This window comes from Liquorilactobacillus aquaticus DSM 21051 (genome assembly GCF_001436755.1).
Taxonomy (GTDB): Bacteria; Bacillota; Bacilli; order Lactobacillales; family Lactobacillaceae; genus Liquorilactobacillus; species Liquorilactobacillus aquaticus.
In genome coordinates this window covers 111541-136940 of the sequence record NZ_AYZD01000033.1, presented here as the reverse complement: position 1 = coordinate 136940, position 25400 = coordinate 111541, and the positions used below count along the sequence as shown (strand labels likewise).

Annotated in this window: 25 protein-coding genes; 9 read left to right on the top strand and 16 right to left on the bottom strand. The window is 36.3% G+C overall.

The annotated features are described in order from the left end of the window. Positions 1–10: 10 nt before the first annotated feature. The 5 genes from FC19_RS10200 to pxpB are packed head-to-tail and all read right to left on the bottom strand — an operon-like array spanning position 11 to position 4363. Positions 11–805 carry a putative hydro-lyase gene (locus FC19_RS10200; RefSeq protein ID WP_057876838.1) on the bottom strand — a complete coding sequence of 265 codons (795 nt, stop codon included), beginning with the start codon at positions 803–805 and terminating at the stop codon, positions 11–13. A gap of 18 nt (positions 806–823) precedes the next feature. Next, a complete protein-coding gene (gene accC / locus FC19_RS10195; protein ID WP_057876886.1) occupies positions 824–2143 on the bottom strand; it encodes an acetyl-CoA carboxylase biotin carboxylase subunit in 1320 nt (439 codons plus the stop codon). Positions 2144–2153: 10 nt separating this feature from the next. Next, positions 2154–2585, bottom strand: a complete 432-nt coding sequence (gene accB / locus FC19_RS10190; RefSeq protein ID WP_057876837.1) for an acetyl-CoA carboxylase biotin carboxyl carrier protein — start codon at positions 2583–2585, stop codon at positions 2154–2156. 15 nt (positions 2586–2600) lie between these two features. Beyond that, positions 2601–3626: a 5-oxoprolinase subunit C family protein gene (locus tag FC19_RS10185; RefSeq protein WP_057876836.1), complete on the bottom strand. Its 1026-nt coding sequence runs from the start codon at positions 3624–3626 to the stop codon at positions 2601–2603. 17 nt (positions 3627–3643) lie between these two features. Continuing rightward, positions 3644–4363 carry a 5-oxoprolinase subunit PxpB gene (gene pxpB / locus FC19_RS10180; protein WP_057876835.1) on the bottom strand — a complete coding sequence of 240 codons (720 nt, stop codon included), beginning with the start codon at positions 4361–4363 and terminating at the stop codon, positions 3644–3646. Between the two features lie 325 nt (positions 4364–4688). Here pxpB and FC19_RS10175 point away from each other — a divergent pair, with 325 nt between their 5' ends. Further along, positions 4689–5603, top strand: a complete 915-nt coding sequence (locus tag FC19_RS10175; RefSeq protein ID WP_057876834.1) for an NAD(P)-dependent oxidoreductase — start codon at positions 4689–4691, stop codon at positions 5601–5603. A 253-nt stretch (positions 5604–5856) separates the two neighbouring features. On the opposite strand, the gene FC19_RS10170 is transcribed toward FC19_RS10175, so the two are convergent. From FC19_RS10170 to FC19_RS10155, 4 genes are all read right to left on the bottom strand, one after another. Next, positions 5857–7614 (bottom strand): glycerophosphodiester phosphodiesterase, encoded by a 1758-nt coding sequence (locus FC19_RS10170; protein ID WP_057876833.1) that lies wholly within the window; start codon positions 7612–7614, stop codon positions 5857–5859. 137 nt (positions 7615–7751) lie between these two features. Beyond that, positions 7752–9440 carry an alpha-glucosidase gene (locus tag FC19_RS10165; protein WP_157061317.1) on the bottom strand — a complete coding sequence of 563 codons (1689 nt, stop codon included), beginning with the start codon at positions 9438–9440 and terminating at the stop codon, positions 7752–7754. 439 nt (positions 9441–9879) lie between these two features. Then, entirely contained in the window at positions 9880–11103 is a 1224-nt protein-coding gene (locus FC19_RS10160; protein WP_420805508.1) for an MFS transporter, read from the bottom strand. 242 nt (positions 11104–11345) lie between these two features. Further along, a complete protein-coding gene (locus FC19_RS10155) occupies positions 11346–12119 on the bottom strand; it encodes a tetratricopeptide repeat protein (RefSeq protein ID WP_057876831.1) in 774 nt (257 codons plus the stop codon). Between the two features lie 201 nt (positions 12120–12320). Here FC19_RS10155 and FC19_RS10150 point away from each other — a divergent pair, with 201 nt between their 5' ends. The 6 genes from FC19_RS10150 (at position 12321) to FC19_RS10125 (ending at position 16771) form a co-directional block, all read left to right on the top strand. Then, entirely contained in the window at positions 12321–13076 is a 756-nt protein-coding gene (locus tag FC19_RS10150) for a matrixin family metalloprotease (protein ID WP_057876830.1), read from the top strand. 291 nt (positions 13077–13367) lie between these two features. Then, positions 13368–13613 carry a biotin/lipoyl-containing protein gene (locus FC19_RS10145; RefSeq protein WP_057876829.1) on the top strand — a complete coding sequence of 82 codons (246 nt, stop codon included), beginning with the start codon at positions 13368–13370 and terminating at the stop codon, positions 13611–13613. 9 nt (positions 13614–13622) lie between these two features. Next, positions 13623–14501 carry a lipoyl synthase gene (lipA, locus tag FC19_RS10140; protein ID WP_057876828.1) on the top strand — a complete coding sequence of 293 codons (879 nt, stop codon included), beginning with the start codon at positions 13623–13625 and terminating at the stop codon, positions 14499–14501. Next, a complete protein-coding gene (locus FC19_RS10135) occupies positions 14498–15505 on the top strand; it encodes a lipoate--protein ligase (protein WP_057876827.1) in 1008 nt (335 codons plus the stop codon). The genes lipA and FC19_RS10135 overlap by 4 nt, the downstream gene beginning before the upstream one ends. Positions 15506–15718: 213 nt before the next feature. Then, on the top strand, positions 15719–16105 hold the full coding sequence (locus FC19_RS10130; protein ID WP_057876826.1) for a hypothetical protein: 387 nt from the start codon (positions 15719–15721) through the stop codon (positions 16103–16105). Between the two features lie 441 nt (positions 16106–16546). After that, complete coding sequence (locus FC19_RS10125) at positions 16547–16771, top strand: hypothetical protein (RefSeq protein ID WP_057876825.1); 225 nt, start codon at positions 16547–16549, stop codon at positions 16769–16771. A 221-nt stretch (positions 16772–16992) separates the two neighbouring features. Here FC19_RS10125 and FC19_RS10120 read toward each other — a convergent pair whose 3' ends face one another. Genes FC19_RS10120 through FC19_RS10090 form a run of 7 tightly spaced genes read right to left on the bottom strand, consistent with a single transcriptional unit; the run spans position 16993 to position 22971 of the window. Next, a complete protein-coding gene (locus tag FC19_RS10120) occupies positions 16993–17376 on the bottom strand; it encodes a Rid family detoxifying hydrolase (RefSeq protein ID WP_057876824.1) in 384 nt (127 codons plus the stop codon). Positions 17377–17393: 17 nt separating this feature from the next. Beyond that, positions 17394–18599: an MFS transporter gene (locus FC19_RS10115; protein ID WP_083488439.1), complete on the bottom strand. Its 1206-nt coding sequence runs from the start codon at positions 18597–18599 to the stop codon at positions 17394–17396. An 8-nt stretch (positions 18600–18607) separates the two neighbouring features. Continuing rightward, a complete protein-coding gene (locus FC19_RS10110; RefSeq protein ID WP_057876823.1) occupies positions 18608–19780 on the bottom strand; it encodes a pyridoxal phosphate-dependent aminotransferase in 1173 nt (390 codons plus the stop codon). Positions 19781–19795: 15 nt separating this feature from the next. Next, the gene (locus FC19_RS10105) at positions 19796–20743 is read right to left on the bottom strand and encodes a 2-hydroxyacid dehydrogenase (RefSeq protein WP_057876822.1); all 948 of its coding nucleotides are present in this window, start codon (positions 20741–20743) and stop codon (positions 19796–19798) included. Between the two features lie 19 nt (positions 20744–20762). Beyond that, positions 20763–21488 (bottom strand): amino acid ABC transporter ATP-binding protein, encoded by a 726-nt coding sequence (locus FC19_RS10100; protein WP_057876821.1) that lies wholly within the window; start codon positions 21486–21488, stop codon positions 20763–20765. Beyond that, complete coding sequence (locus FC19_RS10095; protein ID WP_057876820.1) at positions 21481–22143, bottom strand: amino acid ABC transporter permease; 663 nt, start codon at positions 22141–22143, stop codon at positions 21481–21483. The genes FC19_RS10100 and FC19_RS10095 overlap by 8 nt, the downstream gene beginning before the upstream one ends. A gap of 15 nt (positions 22144–22158) precedes the next feature. Continuing rightward, a complete protein-coding gene (locus FC19_RS10090) occupies positions 22159–22971 on the bottom strand; it encodes a basic amino acid ABC transporter substrate-binding protein (protein ID WP_057876819.1) in 813 nt (270 codons plus the stop codon). Positions 22972–23299: 328 nt separating this feature from the next. On the opposite strand from FC19_RS10090, the gene FC19_RS10085 reads away from it, so the two are divergent. Then, positions 23300–24481 (top strand): trans-sulfuration enzyme family protein, encoded by a 1182-nt coding sequence (locus tag FC19_RS10085; RefSeq protein WP_057876818.1) that lies wholly within the window; start codon positions 23300–23302, stop codon positions 24479–24481. A 32-nt stretch (positions 24482–24513) separates the two neighbouring features. Continuing rightward, positions 24514–25335, top strand: a complete 822-nt coding sequence (locus FC19_RS10080; RefSeq protein WP_057876817.1) for a MerR family transcriptional regulator — start codon at positions 24514–24516, stop codon at positions 25333–25335. Positions 25336–25400 lie beyond the last annotated feature (65 nt).

Here is a 25400-nt window from a genome sequence, read left to right as displayed (position 1 = left end):
AGTTCCACCTTTATTCATATTTAAGACTTGTATTCTTAACATCTGTGATCAACATGTGCCCAGGGGCATGTGTGATTACAAAGCTCGGTTTGATTTGCATGATCACATTTTGCGGAGTAACACCACATGGCCAAAAGACTGGCACTTCACCATGCTTAATTTCAACGGCATCACCATAATCTGGTTTCTGAAGATCCTTTATTCCGATATGTTCTGGATGACCGATTTGAATGGGTGCACCATGGACTTTAGGCATTGCAGCTGTTACCTTAACAGCTTTGATGACTTGTTTCTCAGGGATAGGTCGCATACTGACTACCATGTTTCCATGAAACCTACCCGCCTCCTTGAGCGGAATGTTAGTATTAAACATTGGAACGTTCACTTGCTGAGTAATATTGCGAACCTCTATTCCGGCAGCAATTAATTCTGATTCAAAGGAAAAACTGCATCCAATTACAAAGCTGACTAAATCATTACGCCAGAATGATTCAACACTTGTGACCTCCTCATCTAATTTTCCTTCACGATAAATTCGATATTTTGGAAAATCGTTGGCCAGATCAATGTCTTGAGCAAATTCTTTTAACTTTCTACTTCCGGCATCACTGACTTCTAAAACCGGACACGGTGCCGGGTTTCGCTGTGTAAACAGCAAAAAATCATAAGCCAGCTCTCTGGGTAAAATGACGAGATTTGCCTGAGTGTATCCCGACGCAAGTCCGCTTGTCGGTTTTGTGTATTTTCCCTCACGAATTAAATGTCGCAATTCAACTGGACTGTAATCTTTTAATGACTTCAACATTGACCTCTCCCTTCCTAACTAACCAACTTTTGTTAATTTTTCTAACCAATTAACGTCAGTTTTATTATGCAGATACTCAGGCTCATCCAAAAGTTGTGCTAAAAAATCAAGATTAGTCTGAATCCCGTCGATTACGGTTTCGTCCAAAGCTGTTTTCATCAGAGCAATGGCGTTATTCCGATCATGACCATATGCGATAACTTTAGCTATCATTGAATCATAATTCGGTGGTACGCGATAGCCTTGATATAGTGCTGTATCTACTCTGATCCCATATCCACTTGGCATATGCAAAGCGGTTATTTTCCCCGCCTCTTTTGCATTAATGCGACATTCCAAAGCAAATCCCCGAGTACTTATGCTTGCCTGTGCAAGATCGATTTTTTCTCCTAAAGCTACTCGCAACTGCAGCTCCACTAGATTAGTATTAGTTATTAATTCAGTTATCGGATGTTCGACCTGAATTCTAGTATTCATCTCCATGAAATAGAAATTTTCAGGATCATCTAAGAGAAATTCCATCGTTCCTGCACCTACGTAATTAATTTTTTTAGCAGCTTGAATTGAAATATCTACCATTTTCTGTCTTGTTTTATTACTGACTGCCAAAGCAGGTGCCTCTTCCAGTACCTTTTGATGATTAAGTTGCAAAGTACAGTCGCGCTCATGGAGCGCAACTACATTTCCAAATTGATCTGCCATAAGCTGAATTTCTATATGACGCGGATGTGGCAAATATTTTTCAAGATACATTTCATTGTCGTTGAATGCATGCTGTGCCTCTTGTTGTGCCAAAGAAAATTCCTTAACAAAATCTTCTTCTCGAAGGATGACTCGCATTCCTTTTCCTCCTCCTCCAGCACTGGCCTTCAGCATTACCGGAAACCCAATCTTTTTTGCATAACACAATCCCTCTTCGAAAGTTGAAAAACCTCCAGGGCTTCCAGGAACAACCGGTACCCCGACGTCCTTCATTGTTTGCCGTGCTGTCGCCTTTTCTCCCATCAGACCAATTACTTTAGCATTTGGTCCGATAAACTTAAGTTTATTTTTTCTACATTTCCGAGCAAATTCTTCATTTTCAGATAAAAAGCCATACCCCGGATGAATAAAAACCGCTTTAGTCATTTTTGCCGCTTCAATAATACTTTCTTGGTTCAAATAACTTTTAGTTGGCTCTGGTGGCCCTATACAAACAGCTTCATCTGCTAATTGAACGTGAAGAGCTTCCTTGTCAGCAGTTGAATAAACTGCAACTGCCCCCAACCCCAAGGTATGACATGCTCGGATAATTCGAACTGCAATTTCGCCTCGATTAGCAATCAAAACTTTTTCCACTGTTTTCACCTCAATTCTCTAGTTCAAAAAGAGCTTGATCATACTCAACTACAGTTCCATTCTCAACTAGAATCGCCGCAATAATACCATCAGCAGGTGCCTTGATTTCATTCATCATTTTCATCACTTCAATAATTGCAATTGTTTGTCCTTTTTTGACCCGATCGCCAATTTTAACAAAGGTTGGTTTATCAGGTTCTGGCGCCGTATACAAAGTTCCAACTAGAGGTGCTTTTACAATCTCGCCTTCTGTTGCGACTTCTTTTGTTGATTCAGAATCAACTTTTTTTACCGCACGGTCTGCATTTGATTCTATTTCAAGCGCTGCTGCATCGTTTTTTCTTTCCAAAACAATTCGGGCATCTTTTTCTTCAACTTCTAATCTGGCAAGATCTGAACGACCGAATAATTTAATTAAACTTTCAATCTTTTCAATCTCCATTTTTTAAACCACCTTCTAGCCTTTTTCGTTTAACAATACCTTCAATTTTTGTGCGCCTTTGCGCGCCGGTCCAATTGGGTAATGGTATCGATATTCTTTTAAAAACAACCTGAATTTTTCTAATTCGTCAGCCTGTTTAACTAGCTCAGATCTTGCTTCATCTAAAGAAACTTTCTTGAAATGTATTTGCTGCTGACTATTCAGTTGAACAAGTTTTCCCAGATCAACCGCAATAACTGTTGCAATAACCGGATAGCCCCCAGTAGTTTGCCTATCTGTCAAAAGAACAATTGGCAGACCTTCACGGGTAACCTGAACATTTCCTAAGACAGTTCCTTCTGAAAGCATATTGATCTTAGGGACAGACAATCTCGAACCCATCAAGCGGTACCCCATTCTGTCTGCCTGTTGCGAAATACTAAAAAAGTTTTTGCAAAAATTCGTTTGTGCCTCTGAAGTAAATAAATTCCATTGCGGGCCTTTGATAAAACGAATTTCAGCATTTTTTGCACTTCTGTTCTTTTTTTTAGATGTAAGTTCACGAAAATGTAGGCTTGCCATCTTGTAACATTCATTTATAGGAAGTCGATCTCCTTCTTGAAGTCTTCGTCCTTTGAATCCCCCCAACCCTAGCCTGACAGTCGTAGAACGACTGCCTAGTACTAAACCTGTTAAGAACCCCCCTCCCGCAACTGCTAAATACCCGTACCGACCCGCGCTCATTGGCTTAAATGAGAGAGTGGATCCTTTTTTAACGCTATAAACCTTGTTCAAAGAAATCGGTCTTCCATCTAGAAAAGGTTGGGATTCTCCTCCCGCAACTGCTATAAAAGTTCTACATGCAAATCTAAGTTTTGGACCCAACATACAAAGCTCTAAAGTAGCAGCATCATCATCGTTGCCAACCAACATATTAGCTATACGATGAGCCATGATATCAATCGCTCCAGAGACAGGAAATCCTTCTGCCTGATAACCAGAGCGCCCAATATCTTGGATAGTCGATGCCAATCCGCCTTCCAACACTTCAACTGTTTTCACAAAATCGCCTCCTAGAGTTAGACCAGCTCCTTAAGTTCGTAACTCCCTTTCAAATCGAGTTTTTGAATATAGTAATAATCTTTTTTAGAGATTGCTGTAAATTTAATGTGATCACCCGCATGGTAACGCGGTTCAGGATGAGCTGGGTCATACAATTTCACAGGGGTGCGTCCTAAAATTCTCCAGCCTCCAGGTGCTTCAATCGGATACATACCAGTTTGTTTTCCTGCTACTGCTACACTCCCGGCTGGAACCTTAGCACGTGGATTTTTAAGTCTTGACATTGCAATCTTCTCCGAAACTGAGCCCATATACGCGAATCCCGGCATGAAACCCATCATGTAAATGAGATATGGTGTTTCCGTGTGCAACCTGACTAACTCTTCAAAAGTTGTTTTCCCATATTTGATTACCGCTTCAAGATCTATACCAAATTCTTCATCATAGCAAACCGGTAGTTCAATGATGTGTTTTTTATCATCATTCTTTAAAAGTGCGTGGTTTTTAATCACATTCTCAATTTTGTTTGTTAATTCCGTAAAACTTGTCCGGAAAGCATCAAAATTAACTGTTAAAGTGTGATATGCAGGAATTGTCGCAATGATCCCCTCGTCAGTATCTAACAAGGCACGTGCCAGTGACTGGATTGCACGATTTTCTGCCGCATCAATCACCTCAGGGAAAACAATATTCAGGGACTGCTCTCCGACTGGTACAAATTGATAATCGTATTCCATACTTACGTCGCCTCCTCTTAAATTAGATTTTGATGAAAACCGATGTTCACATTCTACACATATAAACAAAATCTTGTCTACAATGTGAAAAAAATATTTTGTACTTTTAACGATTAAAGTAAGCGGTTAACAGGCATGGCGGCAACTAAATAAATTTTAATTCAATGTTTTATAAGCAAATTTATTTTTTTTCAAAACTAAAAGCTTGTTTTTTATTTTTTTAAAATTTAATAAATGTTACAATATTATTAATCTTTTTCTAATCAAAAAATATTTCAATTTGTGTTTATATTACTAAAATTTTAGAAGGGATCGATTAACCATCTTGAAAATTATATATATTGTAGAGCCCATTGAAGAGAGTGGAATTAATCTTCTGAGAAAAGCTGGATACTCCGTTTACGTCCGTCCACAGACTTTATCGATTGAAGAAAGCCGTTCACAGATCGATTTTCAGCAGGTCGTAGGCATGATCATCCGTGCCAGCGATCTAACTGCTTCCGAATTAAGCTTGTTCAAAAATCTTGCAATTATTTCTCGTCATGGGGTAGGCGTTGATAATTTGCCATTGGATACAATAAAAAAACGTAATATTTGCCTGACCTATACGCCGGGCCTAAATGCTGATTCAGTTGCTGAATTAACCTTGTTGCTGGTTTTGAATTTGCTTAGAAAAATACCTGTCAACAAAGTCAGCAGCACTTTCCCAGTCGGATCGTCTCTTGAAAACAAAAAAGTCGGCTTGATTGGTTATGGGAACATTGCTCAAAAATTTAGTTCTTATTTAACTCCGTTCAACAATAAACTGCTCGTTTATAATCATCGCCCCAAAAAATTGAGCTACGGAAAACAAGTCTCGCTCACATACCTGTTAGCTGAATCAGACATTGTCAGCCTCCATATTCCATCAAATAAAGATACACGCGGCTTAATCGGTGAAAAAGAACTTAAAGGAATGAAAAAGACAGCTTTTTTGATCAACACTGCACGTGGCTCGATCGTTGACAGTGATGCTTTATATGAGGCATTGATTAACAAAAAAATAGCTGGAGCTGCCGTCGACGTGCTTGACGTTGGTCAAAGACATGTTCTGAATGATTTTATTAAACTTGATAATTTCATCGCTACTCCGCATATTGGAGCAAACACAAATGAAACCTTAAAGTTATCTTCACTCCGTTGTGCTAAGGAAATCTTGCTATTCTTTAATGGTCAAAAGCCAATCAAACCTTACCTTTAAACACCTGAAATACAGAAGTAAGAAATTAAAGCTCTTCAACCTTCAATAGTAATACCGTAAACTCAGCGAAAAAAAATGATGTAGATATTTTGACAAAAAAATCTCCCCCAGATCCACAGGCTTTGCTTCTATCCTGTTTATCTGAAGGAGATTTTTTACACTTTTAATAACTCTTTGGATTTTTGTAACTTGATATTATATCCTTTTTTTAGTGATGGAGACTAATTCTGTTTAATTAAATAACTTGTGCTTTTCATCGATATAAATTTAACATCAGTGCAAGCATTTTATAAATGTAAGTTTTTTTTGAATGGTAATTCTTAATAGTTCTATTAAGTTTAGATGCATTATCTGTAATAATGCCATTAACTCCCATGCTTAGGTCCCCGTACATTGAGGGGCTTCGATTAACAGTCCAAGTATAAACTTTTTTATGCTGCCGCTGTGCCTCAGTTACAAAGTCATCATTCAAAGTACTGTATTCAACCGAATAAAAATTAGCAACTGTCTTCGGAACACCTAAAACATTAAAAGGTAAAATATATCCGACTTTTAGCTTCGGTGCTTTTTTCTTTAGTTCATAAACAGTCTTGTAGTCCAGAGAGTGCACGACATCTCCATAGCTAACCAATTTTTGCGCATATTTGTTTACAAAAATATCAAGCATATGTTTTGAGTCGTATTTGCTGACTTTAAGCTCAACAATAAGTAATTGACCTATTTTATGCGCTTCATTCAAATATTTATCAAAACTTGCCAGCTTTTCAGAATGTCTGCTTTCATAGGCAGTCAGCTTGGTTGCCTGTTTTAGAGTTAACTTTTGAGCTATTAGGTTTTTTCCAGTAAGTTTTTTTAAATTTGAATCATGACTCACTACAAACTTTTGATCCTTAGTTTCCTGAACATCCATTTCTGTATAATATGGTTTAGCACTTCGATTTGTTTTTTTTAGTGCACTTATAGAATTTTGCAGTGCATTATCACCATCAACACCTCTATGAGCAATCACAATTGGAACTTCATGTGGAGATTTCCGCATAAATATAAACGTATCTCTCGTTCGAATTGTCAGCAAACTCAAGAAAAAGATTGTTAGAAAACATGCTCCCAACAACCCATAATATTTTTGAGGAGTAGCATTTTGCAAGCTCACTTCATCTAATTGTTTCTCTTTATTCATAAAAAAAAGTACGATCTGGATAGAACCAATAATAACAGCTGCAGATGTCATCAGTCTGATAAACCAAGCTATCGTCGTCAATGCCGTAGCCGAATACAGCGCTAGTCCAACGAGGCCTCTTTCAAAAAGCCATTGGACTCCAAGCAAGCAAACATATAGAAAAAAATTAAATATCAGAGCCCCTAAAACTAAACTCGAAAAAGAAAAAGCAAGTTTCCAGAAATATTTTCTAGTTAAAGCAAGCGATTGTTTCAATGCTTTTTTCAAAGTAGACTTCTGCAAAATCATATATGGTAATGTAAATGAAAATCTTATTCCCAAATACATAAGCCCAACATATAACAATGCGACTAATGATATAAAAAGACGCCGCTCTTTAAAAATGTAATCCAAAATAAAAATCGGAATTTTGATCTTAGAAAGTAATTCTGACGTATAACCTGTGCCACTAAATGGCAGGATCAAAAGAAAGTAAAACAAGAAAAAAAATATTTTTTTTGAAAAAACTGCAGATGCTTCTTTAAAGCTACTTTGCAGCATTGACTGCGTTGAAAAGTTTTTGTGCTTAGAAAAATTATAACTGCATAGCAAGAGAAATGTATATTCAAAATAGGCCGCATATAACAGTAAAAAAACAAATATAATTCCACTCATTAATGTCAAATAAGAGCTGTGCGAAGTGAAATATCCGTATTCATCAGCATCTAGAAACCAGTTGCCTCCCATTACTAAACCAGGCATCACCACAAACAATACCAACGCATTGATCAACAAAATATTGGTTAAATATGCTCTTTTATCCTTGCTGTTTTTTTTATTCCACAAATTCAAACTTGCCACATCCTTTTATACTTTGGAACTTCAATCCATCACATATTCTACTAAAAAAAGAACGAGCTTCAAACCAAAAACTTAATTTGTAATCCAAATATATAAAAGAAAGTAATTTGTAGCTTGCGTTGCAAGCCCTATTCTGCAAGAATTACTGCTTGATATGGCAATAAAATTAATTCATTTTCGTCTTTTTGCAATGTGTGGTAATTGTTCAAAATAACCTTAGCCTCTGAACTGTGCAGTGCTTGTTTTACCTTGCTTAAATTAACCAATATTACAACTTTTTTATTATCAAGAACACGTTTATAGGCAATTACTGCTTGCGGGACATTCTTGATTTCCACAAGTTCACCTCTGACAAAAACATCTTGAAGATCCACTTTTTTTCTTAACTGCGACATCTCGCGATAATAATTCAAAACCGAATCAGGATCCAGTTTCTCTGACCCAACATTGATTCCCTTTCTATCTGTTCCCATTTTCAACCATGGCGTAACCCTAGAAAAACCACCAAAGGCCTCGTCATTCCACTGCATTGGTGTTCGTGCATTATCTCTGGACCTGCTGTTTACTATTTCCAAAGCCTCTGCGGGTGAATAACCTTCTTTCAATGCCATCCTGTAATTATTAATTGAGGAAACATCGTTAAATTCATCGATTTTTTTGCGCTTGAAATTTTTCATTCCCAACTCTTGTCCTTGATAAATAAAGGGCGTTCCAGGTAAAAAATAATACATAGTTGCTAGCGCTTTAGCTGCTGTGGGTGTTCGTTCATTAGGATCCTTAATCAGTTTCGACAATACACGCGGTTGATCATGGTTCTCCAAGACATTTGCCGCCCATCCATCGACATTTTTTATTGCTCGTTGACTGCCAAAAAGCGTATCCTTCAATTCTGATACATCCCAATTCGTTTTACCACGATACCATTCATCAGCATTCTTAACTTCAATGTTCATATAACTGAAGTCAAAAATCATTGAAAAATAACCATTCGGCCCTATAAACTTTCTTAGATCATCTTCAGGTACCCCATAAGCTTCGCCAACGGTCATAGCATTATGCTTATCAAAAGTTTCTTGTTTTAATTCATCCAAAAATAAATCTAAACCAGGCCTATTCTGACCTTTTTTAATGACAGCTGCCAGCCCATCACTTCCATCTGCCGGAATACTGGCCCAATCAAGATCTTTCTTTAAATGCGTAATTGCATCAATACGAAATCCTGCTATCCCCTTATCAAGCCACCAGTTAATCATCTCATATATTTCCTGGCGCAATTTTGGATTCTCCCAATTCAAGTCTGGTTGCTGGGCTGCAAATGTATGAAAATAATATGTCCCAGGTTCACCCTGCACTTCAGTCCACGTTGATCCACCAAAAAGTGAGCGCCAATTATTAGGCTTTTGTCCATTCTTTGAAGTTTTAAAAATATAGTAATCACGATAGGGGCTGGTAGGTGATGCTAATGCCTTCTGAAACCATTCATGCTGCTCGGAGGTATGATTTACTACAAGATCCATCATAATTTTGATTCCTCTTTTATTCGCTTCTCGCAAAAGCTCGTCGAAATCTTCCATTGTACCGAACTGAGGATCGATCTTTTGATAGTCTGAAATATCATATCCCATATCAACCATTGGCGACTTATAGATAGGTGAAATCCATATTGTGGACGCTCCCAGTGACTTAATATAATCAAGATGTGCAATAATTCCTTGCAGATCACCAATACCATCATTATTTGTATCTTGAAAAGATCTCGGATATATCTGATAGACTATTTCTTTGTTCCAACGACGTTTATCATTAATTTTTCCCATATTGATAACTCCTTGATTTTTTTGAACGTCCTAGTTCGTATCTTACTTACTAAAAGCATCAAACGAACCCTTCTACTGTTTTTCCATATTTGACTATAATCTTAAAAACTGTCTTAATTTCTTGGGACACTCCTCATTATAAACATTTCTACATCTTGTGCAAACGTTTACGTTGAAATTATTTTTGTGAAGTTGAGCACGAGCAATTTATGTTTAGCTTGGAATTCTGGACTATTGAAAAAACATTAGTTCGTCTAATATAACGATAAAATAAAGGAACTAGGTCAAAATTTACCATTTGACCTAGTTCCTCAGTTGACTTCGTACAAATCTATTCCATAAGTCAGAAATCTCTGTCTAACTTCAAATTGATCAAGGCAAAAAGGTACGCTCTGCCCATAATCTCACATTGTTTTCAAACTCATGCCTACTAATATTTTTACTTATCTAAATCTAGGTGCGAATTTTTTGTTGTCTCAGCCATTTTATAGTAAACGATTAAGCTAACTAAAACTGCACCGGAAACGTAATAAAAGAACCAAGACTCATGCTGAATATCTTTCAACCATAATGCAACATATTCAACTGTACCACCAAAAATTGCGACTGTTAAACCGTACGGAAACCCGACACCCAACGCACGAATTTCAGTTGGAAATAGTTCAGCTTTCACGATAGCATTAATCGACGTATACCCACTAACAATCAATAAGCCTACAAGCATTAAAAGAAAAGCTGCAAATGGATTATCTAAAACTTTCAATCCTGTAAAAATTGGAACCGTTAGCAGCGTGCCCAAAATACCAAACCAATATAATAGCGGTTTACGCCCTACTTTATCTGATATATGACCAAAAACAGGCTGCAAAATCATAAAAATAAACAACGCCCCAAAATTAATTAAAGTAACTAAATGGGTTGGAAGGCCTAATGTGTTTACCATATATTTTTGCATATAAGTCGTATATGTGTAAAAAGCAATTGTTCCGCCGAAAGTCAAACCTACCACGGTCATTACTTGTTTAGGATACTTTGCTAATAGTGTTAAAGTACCCTTAGCATTGGGATTTTTCGCCGTTTTTTTATACTGAATTGTTTCATCCATTGACAAACGCAGGTATAAGACAATTATCGCTCCTATTGCACCTAAAACAAACGGAATACGCCATGCCCAAGCTCTCAATTGTGTATCAGTTAAATAAAATTGGAGGACAATCTGAATCAAGAGTGCCAGCAACTGCCCACTGATTAGGGTAACATATTGAAAAGATGCATAGAAACCACGTCTTTTAGCACTAGCCATCTCTGACAAATAAGTAGCTGAAATTCCATACTCTCCACCTAAAGATAATCCTTGAATCATCCTAATCAGTATCAGAATAATAGGTGAAAAAATTCCGATTGTCTGATAGGTCGGGACTAGCGAAATAAGCAAGGATCCTGTTGCCATAATGCTGACAGAAAGTGTCAAAGCCGAGCGGCGGCCATGCTGATCAGCATATTTTCCCATCACAAAACTGCCAAAAGGTCGCATCAGAAAACCAATGGCAAATACAGCTGCCGTACTCAGAAGCTCTGCTGTTTGATTTTGACTAGGAAAAAATGAGCCTGCGAAATAAATTGAAAAAGACGCATATATGTACCAGTCAAACCATTCAACCATGTTTCCGAGCGATCCTTTTATAATATTACTAGTTATTCGATGTTCATTTTGCAATTTATCGCCCTCAATACTTATATTTTTTTAATCCTTAATTAATCATTATTTAATTATTTTAAGGCTAAAAACTTTCCTTGTAAAGAGAGTTCACATTTCAATGTGGAAACCGATGTGACAGGTCAATGTTCAATTACAACATGATATACTACAGTATTCATTCCCTGCTAAAGTTTTTATAGAACTATTTACTGTTTTTTTCTGCTCATTTTTTGCCAAAGTAATTCTTCTTCACAGGTTAAGGCTTCCTCTTCGAATATTAATTTTTCAGCTATTTTATATAGCTGTCTTCCCTTTTCTGGTTTCCCGTTATTTTGATACAAATCAGCTAATTCAGCCAAGGCATCGACGTCAGCATTATCTTTAATGGCTTTCTTAAACCAACGTTCCGCTTGTTCTATTTGTGCCATCTCATAATAAAGATAACCTGCGTGATACGCTGCTTTTTTGTTCTCTAATAAACATCCATACATAAAACATTTATGTGCCGTTATATAATCATGTGTTCTATTATAGGTTAGTCCCAGTCCAATGAAACCGTCTGTAATTTCTTGATCGATTTGAAACAAATAAATGTCCTCCGCCATTTCATATTCATCACAGTAGCGGCAGATGTCGCCAAAATATTGAAGATATACTTGGGAATTTTCCTCCTTGGCGATAAGATTTTCTTTTAATAGAGCAATCGTGTTTAAATTTTCGACTTTTATATCATTCAAAAATTTGTTCAAATTCATAAATTCTTTTGTCTCATCCTCTGGAAAGCTTGATACATATGCTTTTTTGGCCTTGTCAAAACAAAGAGCCTCTTGAACATAATCACGCTTGATTCCCTCGACTACACGCTCTAATTTATCAAAACCAATTTCTTTAATCCTCTTCTTTTCTTTAAATGCATACTTAATGTTTATTTGTTGCTGAAATTGCCAATCTACCTTCTCTAACATCCTTTTCTTATCCATCTTTTTCATCCTTTCATACTAAAAATTGGCCTTCCGATTTATAAGTACGCTTTTTACTGTTCTTTTTACTTCTAAAACAAAAATATTTTCTAATTTTTTTGTTTTCTTAAAATCCCACTTAAATTCTTAACTTATTTTTTAATTTTGGACGCTAAAATTCATGTATAATCAAGTCACAGCCTAAAATTGAGAGGTGATTATATGAAACCTTTTAGGTTTGTAAAATTGTTGTTTCTAGGTGTATTTCTTGCTTATTGTTTCCAAAATCCCCCAGATATTGAATATGGTAAAAAATGGATAAGCAATAAAATTGAACAAGTTACCTCACTTTTAGAAACACCACAACAAGTCCCGCTTCAAGGAACTTCTTCATCCGAAAGCAGCTCTGACTCAAGTGAAGACGATTCAAGCAGCTCAACTAGGTCCGTAAACGGACAGGATGATTCTCAAAGTTCTTCTTCCTCTACATCCTCGAGCACCACTTCTGATTCATCAAGTACGAATGGAGCTGTTTGGCCTAAAAAAACAGCTAGCGTATACTTCGATATTCCTGAAGATGTATCTTCCAACTATCGCTATGTTTGGGAACAAGCACTTAATAATTGGAACAAATTCAAGGTTTTCAACTTAGTCACGACCAACAACAAGAATCAGGCTGATATCATTTTAACCACTGAAAATGAAAGCAATACTGCACAAGCCGGTGTGACGGAAACAAGGTTATTGATAAATCCATTAACTAATAAAAAAGTCATGACGCACGCAGTTGCAAAACTTAATCTGTATTACCTCAACTACTATTCAACCGAGCGTAAAATCAATACTGCTGAGCATGAATTGGGGCACGCAATGGGTCTGGATCACGTTACCGACCATACTTCAGTCATGGAGCCTCAAGGTTCTGATTACGGTATTCAACAATCTGATGTTGAAAGACTGAAACAGTTATACAAGTAAAATGTTACTATAATGTGCTTATATTCTAGGTATTGATGTTGCAGTGATTAGAGCTTGTTATTATACATTCAGGATTACAACAGGGCTAGGCCAAATCTTTGGCCCAGCCCTTTATTTTGTTCCTCATATTATTTCAACAATTTAATAAACTTGTTGTATTAAAATATTAGGAACTTTTTGCTGTAAGTTATGGCATTTACAGCCCTTTTGTAAGCGCTATTTACTGATTTGTAACATAGTGTTATATTTAAGAAAATGATAGTTTTTTTTTGAAAGGTGGTGATCTTAATTATGATAAAAGAAGTTCACATGCCAAAATTGAGTCCTAAATCAAATCAGTATTTTTTTGGAGAATGGCTTAAAGAACCTGGTGATAAAGTTAGCAAGGGCGATGTTTTGTTTGAGGTCGAAACTGATAAAGTTGTCAGCCAAGTCGAAAGTCAGGAAACTGGTGTTCTAAAAGAACATCAAGTTAAATCTGGTCAAACAGTCGTGGTCGGCGATCTTGTTGCAACGATTGAAGTTTCAGAAAGCTGAGGTAGCACTATGAAGCAAAACAATAAAAAAACAACGAAACCAGTATGGCTAAAAGTCACTTATGATCAAAAAAAAGTTGATCGCATGAATGAACTTCTCTCAGGTTTAAGCTTAAATACCGTCTGTGCTGAAGCCAATTGTCCTAATCTAGGTGAGTGTTTTGGCAGTGGCACAGCTTCTTTCATGATACTTGGTCCTAACTGCACGCGTTCGTGTCGTTTTTGTGATGTTCCTCATGGTCATCCTAAGCCGGTAGATCTTACTGAGCCTTTACGTGTCGCTCAAGCAACAAAGAAACTCGGCTTAACGCATGTCGTAGTAACAAGTGTTGATCGAGACGACTTGCCTGATCTCGGATCAGATCAATTTGTCCGCACAATTCAAGCGCTGCATGAAGTTACACCTGAAACGACGATTGAAGTTTTGACACCTGACTTTCAGGGCCGCACCGATTGCCTCGATAAAATAATCGCAGCTAAACCTGATGTTTTCAACCATAACATGGAAACGGTTCGTTCAATTACACCAAAGGTACGTCACCGAGCAACTTATTCCACATCCTTGGGTGTCTTGAAATATGTTAAAGAACATGCCACTTCCAAAACATTTGTCAAAACTGGTATTATGCTAGGCTTAGGTGAAAAGGACGAAGAAGTTTATGCTCTCATGAATGATTTGCGCTCAATCAATGTTGATTTTCTTACTATCGGTCAATATGTTCAACCATCTGAAAAACACTACAAATTACGTGAATGGGTTCCCTTGGAACGCTATCAAAAATACTACCATGAAGCAAAAATACGTGGTTTTAAGTTCATAGCCAGTTCGCCGTTGGTTCGTAGTTCATACAAAGCCCAAGAAGAACTTATGGCGGTCTATGAGAAATGATTACAATACCTGTAGCATCGCTGAATGCCTCTTACATTTTCGCACTAGAATATTACCTAATGACGGAAAAAAAGTTCACTGATCCGATTTTTATGATCTGGTCAACCAAACCAACTGTTATGTTGGGTAAATATCAGGACGTCAGTACTGAAGTTGACTTAACCTATATTCAAAACCATGATATTCAACTCGTTCGCCGCTGCTCGGGAGGCGGAACAATCTATACCGACAATGGGTGTTGTCAATTTAGTCTTGTTCAGCCGACCAACAAAAAAATAATTGATTTTTCAGATGGGATACACATAATTGCAACTGCACTCAAAGAAACCGGCTTTCACATTACACCTGATAGCCGCAACGATCTTATTGATGATGTTGGTTTTAAAGTCTCTGGTAACGCGCAGTATCTGTTAAATGATTATCGCTTGCACCATGGTAGTCTTTTATTCGATCCCGACCAAGTATTTATGAACAACGCTTTACGTTCAGATCCTGTTAAATTAAAGGCTAAGGGTATCTCATCAACACGACAAAGAACCGGTAATCTAAAACGGCAGCAACCGACCTGGTCTCCTTCTAAATTTAAAAAAGAATTGAATGCTGCAGTCTTGAACAACGTGCCGCACAAAATTTATCACCTATGTTCAAAAGATAAAGAGCGGATCAACGATATTGCAGAACAGAGATTTTGCAGCGGTAACCTGCTCTCTTCTTCTGAGAAACTAAGTTTTTTAAAAAAGCGATACATCAAAGGGGCCGGTTTAGTTCAGCTTAAATTTGAGGTAAAAGAAAATAAGTTAAGACATGTCCGTATCAATGGTGACTTTTTTAGTGAACTCGATCCGCAAAAATTTTCAAATATTTTAGATGGAACTCCATTCACACCTTCTGCTATCCATCAAATAATTGAAAAAGCTTTGCAACCGACACCAATTGTCGGTATTACTGCCGGAGAACTAGTTGATTTAATATTTAAAAAAAATTGCCCACATACCAGACACTAATTCTTGAATCAGACTTTTATTTCTTATCTTACAAATAATTTAACTATGCGCAAGAATTGTCTTTATAGTACTTTAATAAATATTTGACGTGCGGCTTGCATATAACATTCCTTCGTTATTATTCTGCTTTTCTTTTTTAAAATATTTATGCTAATATTATGACTAAAGCGTATTCACATATTCTATATTACAGATTTTAGGGGGAAGCAAGGGATGAAATTTGACTGGAAATATGGCTTAATAACAAACATTCCGCTCTTCGTTTTATTTTTTATTGTTTGTTTAAGACAACTATTCTCACAGTTTTTTGACAACCTGCAAAATTATTTGATAATAGTCGCTGTCTTTGCTATAAGTTGGGTACTATATTATTATATCTGGGAACGCTCTTTCTATCGTGAACATCCAGAATATAAGGCGAGCAATCGAAAAATTTCAAATCTGGGATGGATAATTACCACATTAGGTGTACTTTTGCTTCTTGGTTTAATAGGAATATCAAATACAAACAATTTCACTCTTTACTGGGCTATTTTGACATTAATTATTTTTTTCAGAGATTCCCTATCACGCGTTAACCAGAACTTAGACAAGTGTTAAGAATGTGTAGCGGAAGAAGATAAAATCTAAATGTGCTACAAACCTGTTTTAGATCTTGAATCTATAACTAATTTGTATTTAAGTGGATTTAACTAACTACTAAAACATCTCCATTTCATATAATTCGTGGCTTAAACAAAAGGCTGGATCAAAAATCAAATTTTGGTCCAGCCTTATTTGAGTATCTCCTATACTATTTTTGCGAAGACATTTTCCTTGAATGATAACTTTTTCGTTCTATCATGCAGCTTTTCAAAAACTACAACACTTTAATTATAGTGCGGTCCTAATATGCTATATTTAACCTTATAAAACACAATTATTTGGTCTCCCTCATTTTTTTGGAATACTTGGTTAAAAATATGCTATAATAATTATAGAAATTAATAACACGGTTATTTAACTTAGATAATATGGTATATAAACCTATCCTTTAAAAGAATGAAGGGACTGATAAAAATTTTTGTAAAAGCAAGAAGAATCATCTCGCTGATCCTCCTGTCGATCTCATTAATTGCGTTGTTCTTTTTCCCAGAAGCTGTTCTCGCTAAAATATTTTTTGTCACTGTTTTAGCCATTTACGTTTTGACCACACCAGGGCCTTTTTTTCAAAAATCTGCAGGTAAACGTGCTGCCTTGCGTAAAGCAGGATATCAAAAAAGATAACTGCATATATCCAATGTCAATTGTTTTTAGAATAAACGATCTAAAAAGTTATCCAAATAACCCAATTTGAAAGTCACATTTCAAATTGGGTTATTTGGAATAGTTCACAACGTTCGACCGAACCTACTTAAGGACAGGGCTGCTTGTCAAATTCCCTCGCTCATTATCTTTTAAGCGAACATACTAGTACTATTTTTAAAAACTTGGTCTTCTGCTAATTTTCATTTTTGACATATAGCTTCCACTTCTATTTTGGCATCAGCTGGCAAAGCAGCCACATTCACCGTTGATCGTGCGGGATAATAATTAGATTCCTTAAAAAAAGCATTGTAAACATCATTTACTTTTTGAAAATCATGAATATTTGTCATAAAAATAGTTACTTTAACAATATTTCCAATGCAAAAACCCGCTGCATCAATGACCGCTTTTAGATTCTTCAGTGTCTGTTTCGTTTGTAGTGAGACTTCTGAACTCTTTATTTTTCCTGAGACAGGGTCAATTCCAATCTGTCCTGAACAATATAATGTATTTTCTATCTTTATTGCTTGTGAATAAGCACCAAGAGCATTTGGTGCCTGATTCGTTTGAATTCTTTCAGTCATTTTTGTTCCTCTCTTTTTCACGTTTTTCTAAATATTTTTCTTTTATTCATTTGGATAATCAATAACCCTGCAATCAACGAAATTAACAAAGCATTAAGCAAAAAAACGCTTTTTATTCCCCACACAGCTGAAACGCTGGTCCCAACTAATGTTCCCAACATGCCGCCTAAAGCATTCGCAGATTGATTGTAACTTAAACTTCTGCCGATGAATTTCTGGTCTACGTGCTGGGTTATACTAAGTTGAATCTCTGGAAGCGTACTTGCATCTGCGATTCCAAGCATAAAACGCAATAAAAATAAAAACGCAAGAGTCACAACCATACTTTGCAGAAGATTAACCACTATAGTCAGAAAAATTCCTAAGATAAGAATTCGCACAACTCCCCATTTATCAGCGGCCTTTCCAATAAAAAATGCAAAGAGAACGTTTGAAATTCCCGGTAAAGCTGCGGCTATTCCACTAAGCAACAGCAAATGACTGGCTGAGTCAAGTATTTGCTTGATGAAAAGTGTTAGAACCGGTACTATTGAAGCATTGCCTGCCTGAATAACTGTGGTCAACAATAACATTATTAATAAATACTTAATATCAGGAACATGTTCCCAAAATTTACCTGAAACCTCTTCAAAATTATTTTTCTTCTTAAATTTTTCAGCATCTTCCGTGACAAAAAACATACTGAGCAAAAAAACTGTAAATAGTAGAAAACCTGTCATAAAAAACGTGATCCTAATCGAAAAAAGATCTGCAAAAACTCCACCAACAATCGGGCCAATCAAGTTTCCCGATATATAACCAGTTGTAAGAACATTCACGATTTTCCCAAGCTGTTTTTTCGGAGCTTGTAGAATAATAAGTGCTTGCGCGTTGGGAGTATAGCCGTCGGAAAGGCCTTGAAGACACCTCAACAAAATTAGTTGCCATACATTCGTGGCCAATCCCATTAAAGTGATCGTAACTGCCATTCCCAATGAGCAGCGTAGCAACATAGCCCGCCTACCATAGCGGTCAGCTATTTTCCCCCAGAATGGGGAAACCAGAATTACGATAACATATGATGCAGAATAAACAATACCACTGAGGAATAATGCTGTTTTTTCAGATGTGTCATTCATTGATTTTACATATATTGTTAGAAAGGGCATGATTTCACTAAAACCAACACCGGCTAGAAAGGTCCCTATCCAAAGCACAATTAAATTTTTTCTCCAGTTTTCCATATACTGTTTTATTTGCTGAAAATTTTCAAACTTCTGACAGCCGACTCTAAGCGTGCCATTGCCTCTTTCAGGGTTGTCAAATCTGCAGCGTATGATATTCTGATATATCCTTCTGCATATTCTGAAAAAGCCGTCCCTGGAACTACAGCTAGTTTGTAAGTCTTCAATAGCCAAATTGAAAAGTCCCAAGAGGATATCTGAAAAGAGCTAATATCAGCAAAAATATAAAAAGCTCCTTCTGGTTTAACATATGGGATATTTAGTTTTTCTAAATAATCAGTAATAAATTTTTTCCGTTTGGCAAAAATAGGAACAAGTTTAGCTGGATTATCGCTATCTTCAGACATAGCCGCGACAGCTGCTGCTTGCGAAATGCTGGAGGCCCCACCGACATTAGTTTGATGAACCTTAAACATCTCCTTGCTTATCCACTCTGGTGCCAACACATATCCTATGCGCCAACCTGTCATACTATGTGACTTTGAAAGACCGTTTAGAACAATTGTGCGTTTTTTCATATCTGGCAACGTGACAATTGATGGTGCCTGTTTCATATCGCCATATACCAGTAAATCGTAGACGTCATCTGTAATTACATACAAATCATTTTTCTTAATAACCTCAGCCAACGCTGCTAGCTCCTTGAGTGATAAAATGGTGCCAGTTGGATTGTTGGGATAATTCAGAATAACGGCTTTTGTTTTTGGAGTAATAGCATTTTCCAATAGTTCAGATGTTAACTTAAAATCAGTTTTTGATGTATCGACCAAAACAGGAACTGCCCCTGCTATTTTGGTTGAAGTAATATAGGCCGGATATGCAGGTGAAGCCATTATGATTTCATCACCTGCGTTGCATAAGGTCCTTAGTGTCAGATCTATCCCCTCACTAACTCCGACTGTTACAGTAATCTCAGTTTTATAATCATATGCCATTCCGTAATGTTTGCCCACAAAGGTAGAAATTGCACTTCTCAGTTTCAACGTTCCAGCATTTGATGTATACTTTGTAAAATTATTTTTAATTGCATTAATACCCGCCAATTTTGTTTTTTCGGGCGTTGGCAAGTCAATCTCTCCAACTGTCAATTGGATTACATCACTTGTGTCATCAACAAAATCAGAAATATGTCTGATGCCTGATTGCTGTGCCTTTTCCACGTACTTATTAATATTTTTCATGCCGCTGCCTCCATTTTAATTAAAGTGGTTTACTGGATGGAGCAAAGTAGCGGTTTCTATAAAATTGACTACCTCTTTAGCAACCATCATTCCAGTTTTTTCAATAGTATCTGTTGTCTGTGCTCCAATATGCGGTGTAATAATGACATTAGACAACTTCAATAATGGATGATCTACACCTATTGGTTCATTCTGCAAGGTGTCCAAAGCAGCACCACCAATTTCCTTATTTTTTAAAAATTTGAATAGATCCTGTTCATTGATCAGACCACCTCTAGATGTATTAATCAATAAGGTTTCTTTGTGCATTTGTTTAAGTACAGTTTCATCTATCAAATTTGCGGTTGCTTTGACAAGTGGAATATGCAAAGAAACAATATCCGCATTGCAAATCAAGGTATCGAATGGTACTTGGCATCCGTACTTAATTTTTTTTTGAGAGCGATTTGCAACTAAAATATCAGTCCCGAAAACTTCTAAGAGTCTTTCAACTTTTTTTGCAATATGCCCATAACCAATAAGTCCAACCGTTTTACCTCTTAGTTCACTACCAGTCAGATGGCTGGCGTATAACTGTTTTACTCCCTTGTGCGATTCATTATTTGCAACAACGATTTTATGACTCAAAGCCAACATCAGTCCGACGCTCAGCTCCGCAACAGAATCAGCGTTAACTCCCTCAGTATTCGTTACGTGAATTTTTCTTGTTGTCAATTCGTCTAATGGTAAATTGTCGATTCCAACTCCGCATCTTGCAATCAAATGTAAATTAGGGAGATATTTCAACAATTCCATAGGAAATTGAATATCAGGAAAAATAAGAACACTGATTTTTTCACCGATCGATTTAAATGTTTCCATATCTAAATCTCCAGCTCCAAGAACAACTTCTATATCGTTATCGTTCAAATAATCAAGACAAACTCTAGGCAATCTTCCAATTGAATATACAAGCTCATTCATATAAAAACCTCGACTTTATTTAAACTAGAACTTTCGCCAAAAAGTCCTGTGTTCTTTGGTGAATTGGATGATCAAAAAGCTCGTCAGGGGTATTTTCTTCGACAATGTGCCCTCCATCCATGAATAAAACACGATTGCTAACTTGCCGTGCAAATCCCATTTCATGTGTAACGATAATCATCGTCATCCCTTCATTGGCTAACTTTTTCATTACCTGTAAAACTTCCCCTACCATTTCAGGATCCAAGGCGGATGTTGGTTCATCAAACAACATCAATTGAGGATGCATCGCAAGTGATCTAGCAATCGCTACTCTTTGTTTTTGTCCCCCAGAAAGAGAATGCGGATAAGCACCTGCTTTTTCTCCCAATCCAACAAGGTCTAACAGATATTTTGCATCTTCAACAGCTTCTTTTTTTTCAATTTTTTTCACAAGAATAGGAGCCAAAGTAATATTTTGTAATACAGTTAAATTGGGAAAAAGATTGAAATGCTGAAAAACCATTCCAAGCTTTCCTTTTAATTCACACAATTTATGATCCTCTTCTGTCATTTTGGTATCGTTAAAAAAAATATCTCCACTTGTCGCATTTTCTAATTTAGCTACACATCTAAGCAGCGTTGATTTTCCTGAACCAGAGGGTCCTATAATTACAACAACATCATTTTCATCAACTTTAAAATTAATATCTTTTAAAACTTCGGAATTGCCAAATTTTTTTTGTAAATGTTCTACTCTAATCATTAACAGCTAACCTTCTTTCTACACTATGCAAGATGGAACTGATTGATAACGTTAAAATCAGGTAAATTAAACCAGATGTTAAATACGGTTCCCATACCCGATAATATTGTGCGTTCATTGCTTGAGCCCAATACGTTACCTCAGGCGCTGAAATCACAGATGCCAACGACGAGTCTTTGATCAAACTGATGAATTCGTTCCCCAAAGGAGGGAGAATAATTTTTACTGCTTGTGGCAAAATGATATGCAGCATCGTTTGGTTAGGTGAAAGCCCTAAAGTAGCAGCAGCCTCTCCTTGACCCTCAGAAACAGCTTGAATTCCTGACCGAAAAATCTCGGCAATATACGCACTTGAGTTCAAAGACAAAGCTAATATTCCGGCAACTATACTGTTTGATTTTCCAAGTACCAACGGAACTACTCCAAAATTGATTACAAGAATCTGAACCAAAAGCGGGGTCCCTCTAAACAAACCAACGTATCCCTTAAATGGTGCAGCTAAAAATTTATTAGGAAGCATTTTACCCAACGCTATCAAGAGTCCAAATACTGTTCCTAGAGCAATACTGGCGATTGAAAAACCAATTGTATAAATAATTCCTTTAAAAAAGTAAGGCAAGTAATCGATAATCAACTGAAAATTAAAAGATGTCATTTAATTACCTCCCCCTTATTTGAATTTAGACAATTCTTTTGTATTTGGAGTTACCCCAAACCATTTCTTGTAGATTTTTTGATATGTTCCATCAGCAATCAATTTTTTCAAAGCTTTATCATAGCTCTTCTTATATGAAGTTCCTTTTGGAAACATCAAACCAAAATATTCCGGTGAAAACGCCTTGTCATCCTTAACAATTTTTAACTTATTTCCTTTGTTATTTTCAATAAATTTTTCATTATTTGTGTTGTCTCCTATTGCTGCATCAGCTTGACCATGCATCACCATTTGAAAAGTAACCCCGCTTTGCGTTGCTAAAATTTTAGAGTTGTCTTTGCCAAATAGTTTCTTTGCTGCTTCTTGTCCTGTAGAACCGGTTTGGACAGCAATTTTAGAATTTTTTAAATCACTTGCACTTTTTACTGTGCTGTTCTGTGGAACGACTATACTTTGACGTGAAACAAAATACGGATCTGAAAAATCAAAGGTTTTACCTCTATCCGATGTGATCGTTATTCCTGAAATACCAACATCGGCTTTTCCTTGCTGTAATTGGGTAAACATTGATTCCCAGCTTGCATTTTTGATCGTATATTTGTACCCAGCTTCTTTAGACAACTCTTTGATCAAATCAACATCGAAACCAACTAGTTTGCCATTTTTCAAATATTCGAAGGGATTCCAATTAGCATATGTCAGAACTCGGATTGTTTTATTGGAAGCTTTACTGCTGTTCGCGTCCTTCATTTTTGAAAATCCAAAAACAACGGCAATAAAGAGAATAATTATGCAAGTCACTATCCCGTAAATTTTACTTTTTTTCATATCAATGTCCTCCAATCTATTTATCCACTATTGTTAACTATGTAGTTAGTATAGAGTCAAAGTGATCTACTATCTCCTTGTTTTATTGTTATGCAGCGTTTTCATTGTTTTGTTTATTAATTCAAATTTATCTTTAGGTTTTAATAAACAACAATCTTGTTTTTTTTAACCTAAGATAATTATTATGCATTATAATGAGATCTATTATTATTTTTAATGCATAAAGCCTAGAATGTTAAGGTACAAAGGAGGTAAATAGTATTTTTTGACTCTATCGCTACTTTAGAGAATACAATATCCATAATTCTAAATTATAGGAGGAATTATGATGAAGAAAGAAAACACACGTGAAACAGATATTCTATATAAGGGTACGAGGGTTAAAAAAAATGCGCGCACACCTGAAACCCTCCCATTGTACTTAACAACCGCTTTTAACGTTGATGACTTAGCCGACTTAAAGAATCGTTATAAAGAGCAAGGTTACACATATATTCGGACGCGCAATCCTAATCGGAATGCTTTGTCAGAACTGGTTACTTATCTGGAAAAAGGCCAGAATTCAATAATATGTTCCTCTGGAATGGCCGCCATTTCGACTACCTTATTGACTGTTTGTCATTCAGGGGACCATATAGTCGCAGATCACACACTTTATGGGGAATCGATTGACCTGTTAGAAAAACTTAAGACTTATGGTGTCAGTGTTACATTCGTGAATGTTGCTGATCGGGATGAGGTTGAAAAAGCTTTTACAAAACATACGGTTGCCGTTTATACTGAAACAATATCCAATCCAACGATTAACACTATAGACATAGAAAAAATTGCTGCTCTAACTCATGAACATAAAAGTCAGTTGATAATTGATAATACTTTTGCAACTTCTTATCTCCTATCTCCCTTAACTCAAGGAGCAGATATCGTGGTAAATAGCTTAACTAAATTTGCCAATGGACACAGTGATGTCTGTCTTGGTTCAGTCACTAGTTCTAACGCGTTTATCAAAAAAGCATATGATCTTCAGGTTCTACTGGGGACAACTGCAGCTCCATTTGATGCCTGGCTTTGCGAACGTGGAATGCGAACTATGGATCTTCGTGTCCAAAAACAATCAGATAATGCTCTTGAATTAGCAAGATTTTTAAAAAACAGCAAATTTGTAAAGAAAGTCCATTACATCGGATTGGCTGACCATACTCAGCACCAATTGGCAAAAAAACAGTTTTCTAATGGTTATGGTGGAATGCTTAGTTTTGAACTTTCAGAAAATGAAACGCTGATTAACAAATTTCTCAACAAACTCACTTTTGTGCACTATGCAATGACATTAGGTGGTTACCGAACGACTATCTCTCACCCAGCAACATCTTCACATTATGACATGCCAAAAGATCAACGCTTAAAGTTAGGGATTACAGATGGTTTATTACGAGTATCAGTAGGAATTGAAAACATAAATGATTTAATTGAGGACTTCAAAGATGCTTTAACTGTATATGATGTGTAACTTGATTTAATAGATTATCAGTGGGTGATATATTGAACGAATTATTCACTATTGGGCAAACTTCAAAAATATTTGATGTTTCCGTTCAAACTTTACGCTACTACAGTAAAGTTGGTATTTTAAGACCGCACTTCGTCAACCCGCAAAATGGGTATCGCTACTATTCCTATGAACAATTTCATATTATTGATAGAATCAAATACCTGCGTCGGCTAGGTCTATCGATTGATGAAATTCGGACTATCTATTCAACACCGCAGACAACTGATGAATTGAAAAAAGATTTGAATGCGCAAAGCAAAAGACTCAGTTCTGAAATAAATCGACTGCAAAAATTGGTGCGCGAAGTTGATAGATATAAAAATTACTTTTCATTTCAAGGCAACAATGATATTGGATATGTCCCTTATTCGTTGTATAAAAATGAACGAAGACTGCTTTGTGTTTCTTGCAAAAATAAAACGCGTGAACAGTATCATATCGATCTTTTGAAACTCAGACACAGTGTTCCTTACAAAGAACTAGAAATTTTTAGACAGTTTGTTCTTATATTGGATATCAACGACCTAAAAAATAATATCATTACTCCATTAAAAATAGGGTTCTTTATAACAGATGAATGTTCTTTAAAATCATCACCAAATATTTTACAGTTACCTGCAAATGATTTCATTTGTTTTCAGGGTAAAATATTAACCGATGATTGGTGCCCTGATTTCGCACTAAAAATTGCTGAAAAATTAGGGATTTGTGGATCTGCTATTGCTTGTGAATACGAAAATAGTTTACTTGAATATAAAAAATGCATTTATGAAGTAGAAATTCCAGTTGACCTTCAAGAAAATGGAATGTAATCTGCCGGTTTGAATAAGTTCTGAGATTGCTAAACGAAAAAAGCTGACTATTCAAACAAAATAAT

Coding starts and splice junctions, on each gene's coding strand:
- FC19_RS10200 (WP_057876838.1), bottom strand. CDS start 805: ATGTTGAAGTCATTAAAAGATTACAGTCCAGTTGAATTGCGACATTTA.
- accB (WP_057876837.1), bottom strand. CDS start 2,585: ATGGAGATTGAAAAGATTGAAAGTTTAATTAAATTATTCGGTCGTTCA.
- pxpB (WP_057876835.1), bottom strand. CDS start 4,363: ATGGAATACGATTATCAATTTGTACCAGTCGGAGAGCAGTCCCTGAAT.
- FC19_RS10165 (WP_157061317.1), bottom strand. CDS start 9,440: ATGGGAAAAATTAATGATAAACGTCGTTGGAACAAAGAAATAGTCTAT.
- FC19_RS10160 (WP_420805508.1), bottom strand. CDS start 11,103: ATGGTTGAATGGTTTGACTGGTACATATATGCGTCTTTTTCAATTTAT.
- FC19_RS10155 (WP_057876831.1), bottom strand. CDS start 12,119: ATGGATAAGAAAAGGATGTTAGAGAAGGTAGATTGGCAATTTCAGCAA.
- FC19_RS10150 (WP_057876830.1), top strand. CDS start 12,321: ATGAAACCTTTTAGGTTTGTAAAATTGTTGTTTCTAGGTGTATTTCTT.
- FC19_RS10145 (WP_057876829.1), top strand. CDS start 13,368: ATGATAAAAGAAGTTCACATGCCAAAATTGAGTCCTAAATCAAATCAG.
- lipA (WP_057876828.1), top strand. CDS start 13,623: ATGAAGCAAAACAATAAAAAAACAACGAAACCAGTATGGCTAAAAGTC.
- FC19_RS10135 (WP_057876827.1), top strand. CDS start 14,498: ATGATTACAATACCTGTAGCATCGCTGAATGCCTCTTACATTTTCGCA.
- FC19_RS10130 (WP_057876826.1), top strand. CDS start 15,719: ATGAAATTTGACTGGAAATATGGCTTAATAACAAACATTCCGCTCTTC.
- FC19_RS10125 (WP_057876825.1), top strand. CDS start 16,547: ATGAAGGGACTGATAAAAATTTTTGTAAAAGCAAGAAGAATCATCTCG.
- FC19_RS10120 (WP_057876824.1), bottom strand. CDS start 17,376: ATGACTGAAAGAATTCAAACGAATCAGGCACCAAATGCTCTTGGTGCT.
- FC19_RS10115 (WP_083488439.1), bottom strand. CDS start 18,599: ATGGAAAACTGGAGAAAAAATTTAATTGTGCTTTGGATAGGGACCTTT.
- FC19_RS10110 (WP_057876823.1), bottom strand. CDS start 19,780: ATGAAAAATATTAATAAGTACGTGGAAAAGGCACAGCAATCAGGCATC.
- FC19_RS10105 (WP_057876822.1), bottom strand. CDS start 20,743: ATGAATGAGCTTGTATATTCAATTGGAAGATTGCCTAGAGTTTGTCTT.
- FC19_RS10100 (WP_057876821.1), bottom strand. CDS start 21,488: ATGATTAGAGTAGAACATTTACAAAAAAAATTTGGCAATTCCGAAGTT.
- FC19_RS10095 (WP_057876820.1), bottom strand. CDS start 22,143: ATGACATCTTTTAATTTTCAGTTGATTATCGATTACTTGCCTTACTTT.
- FC19_RS10090 (WP_057876819.1), bottom strand. CDS start 22,971: ATGAAAAAAAGTAAAATTTACGGGATAGTGACTTGCATAATTATTCTC.
- FC19_RS10085 (WP_057876818.1), top strand. CDS start 23,300: ATGAAGAAAGAAAACACACGTGAAACAGATATTCTATATAAGGGTACG.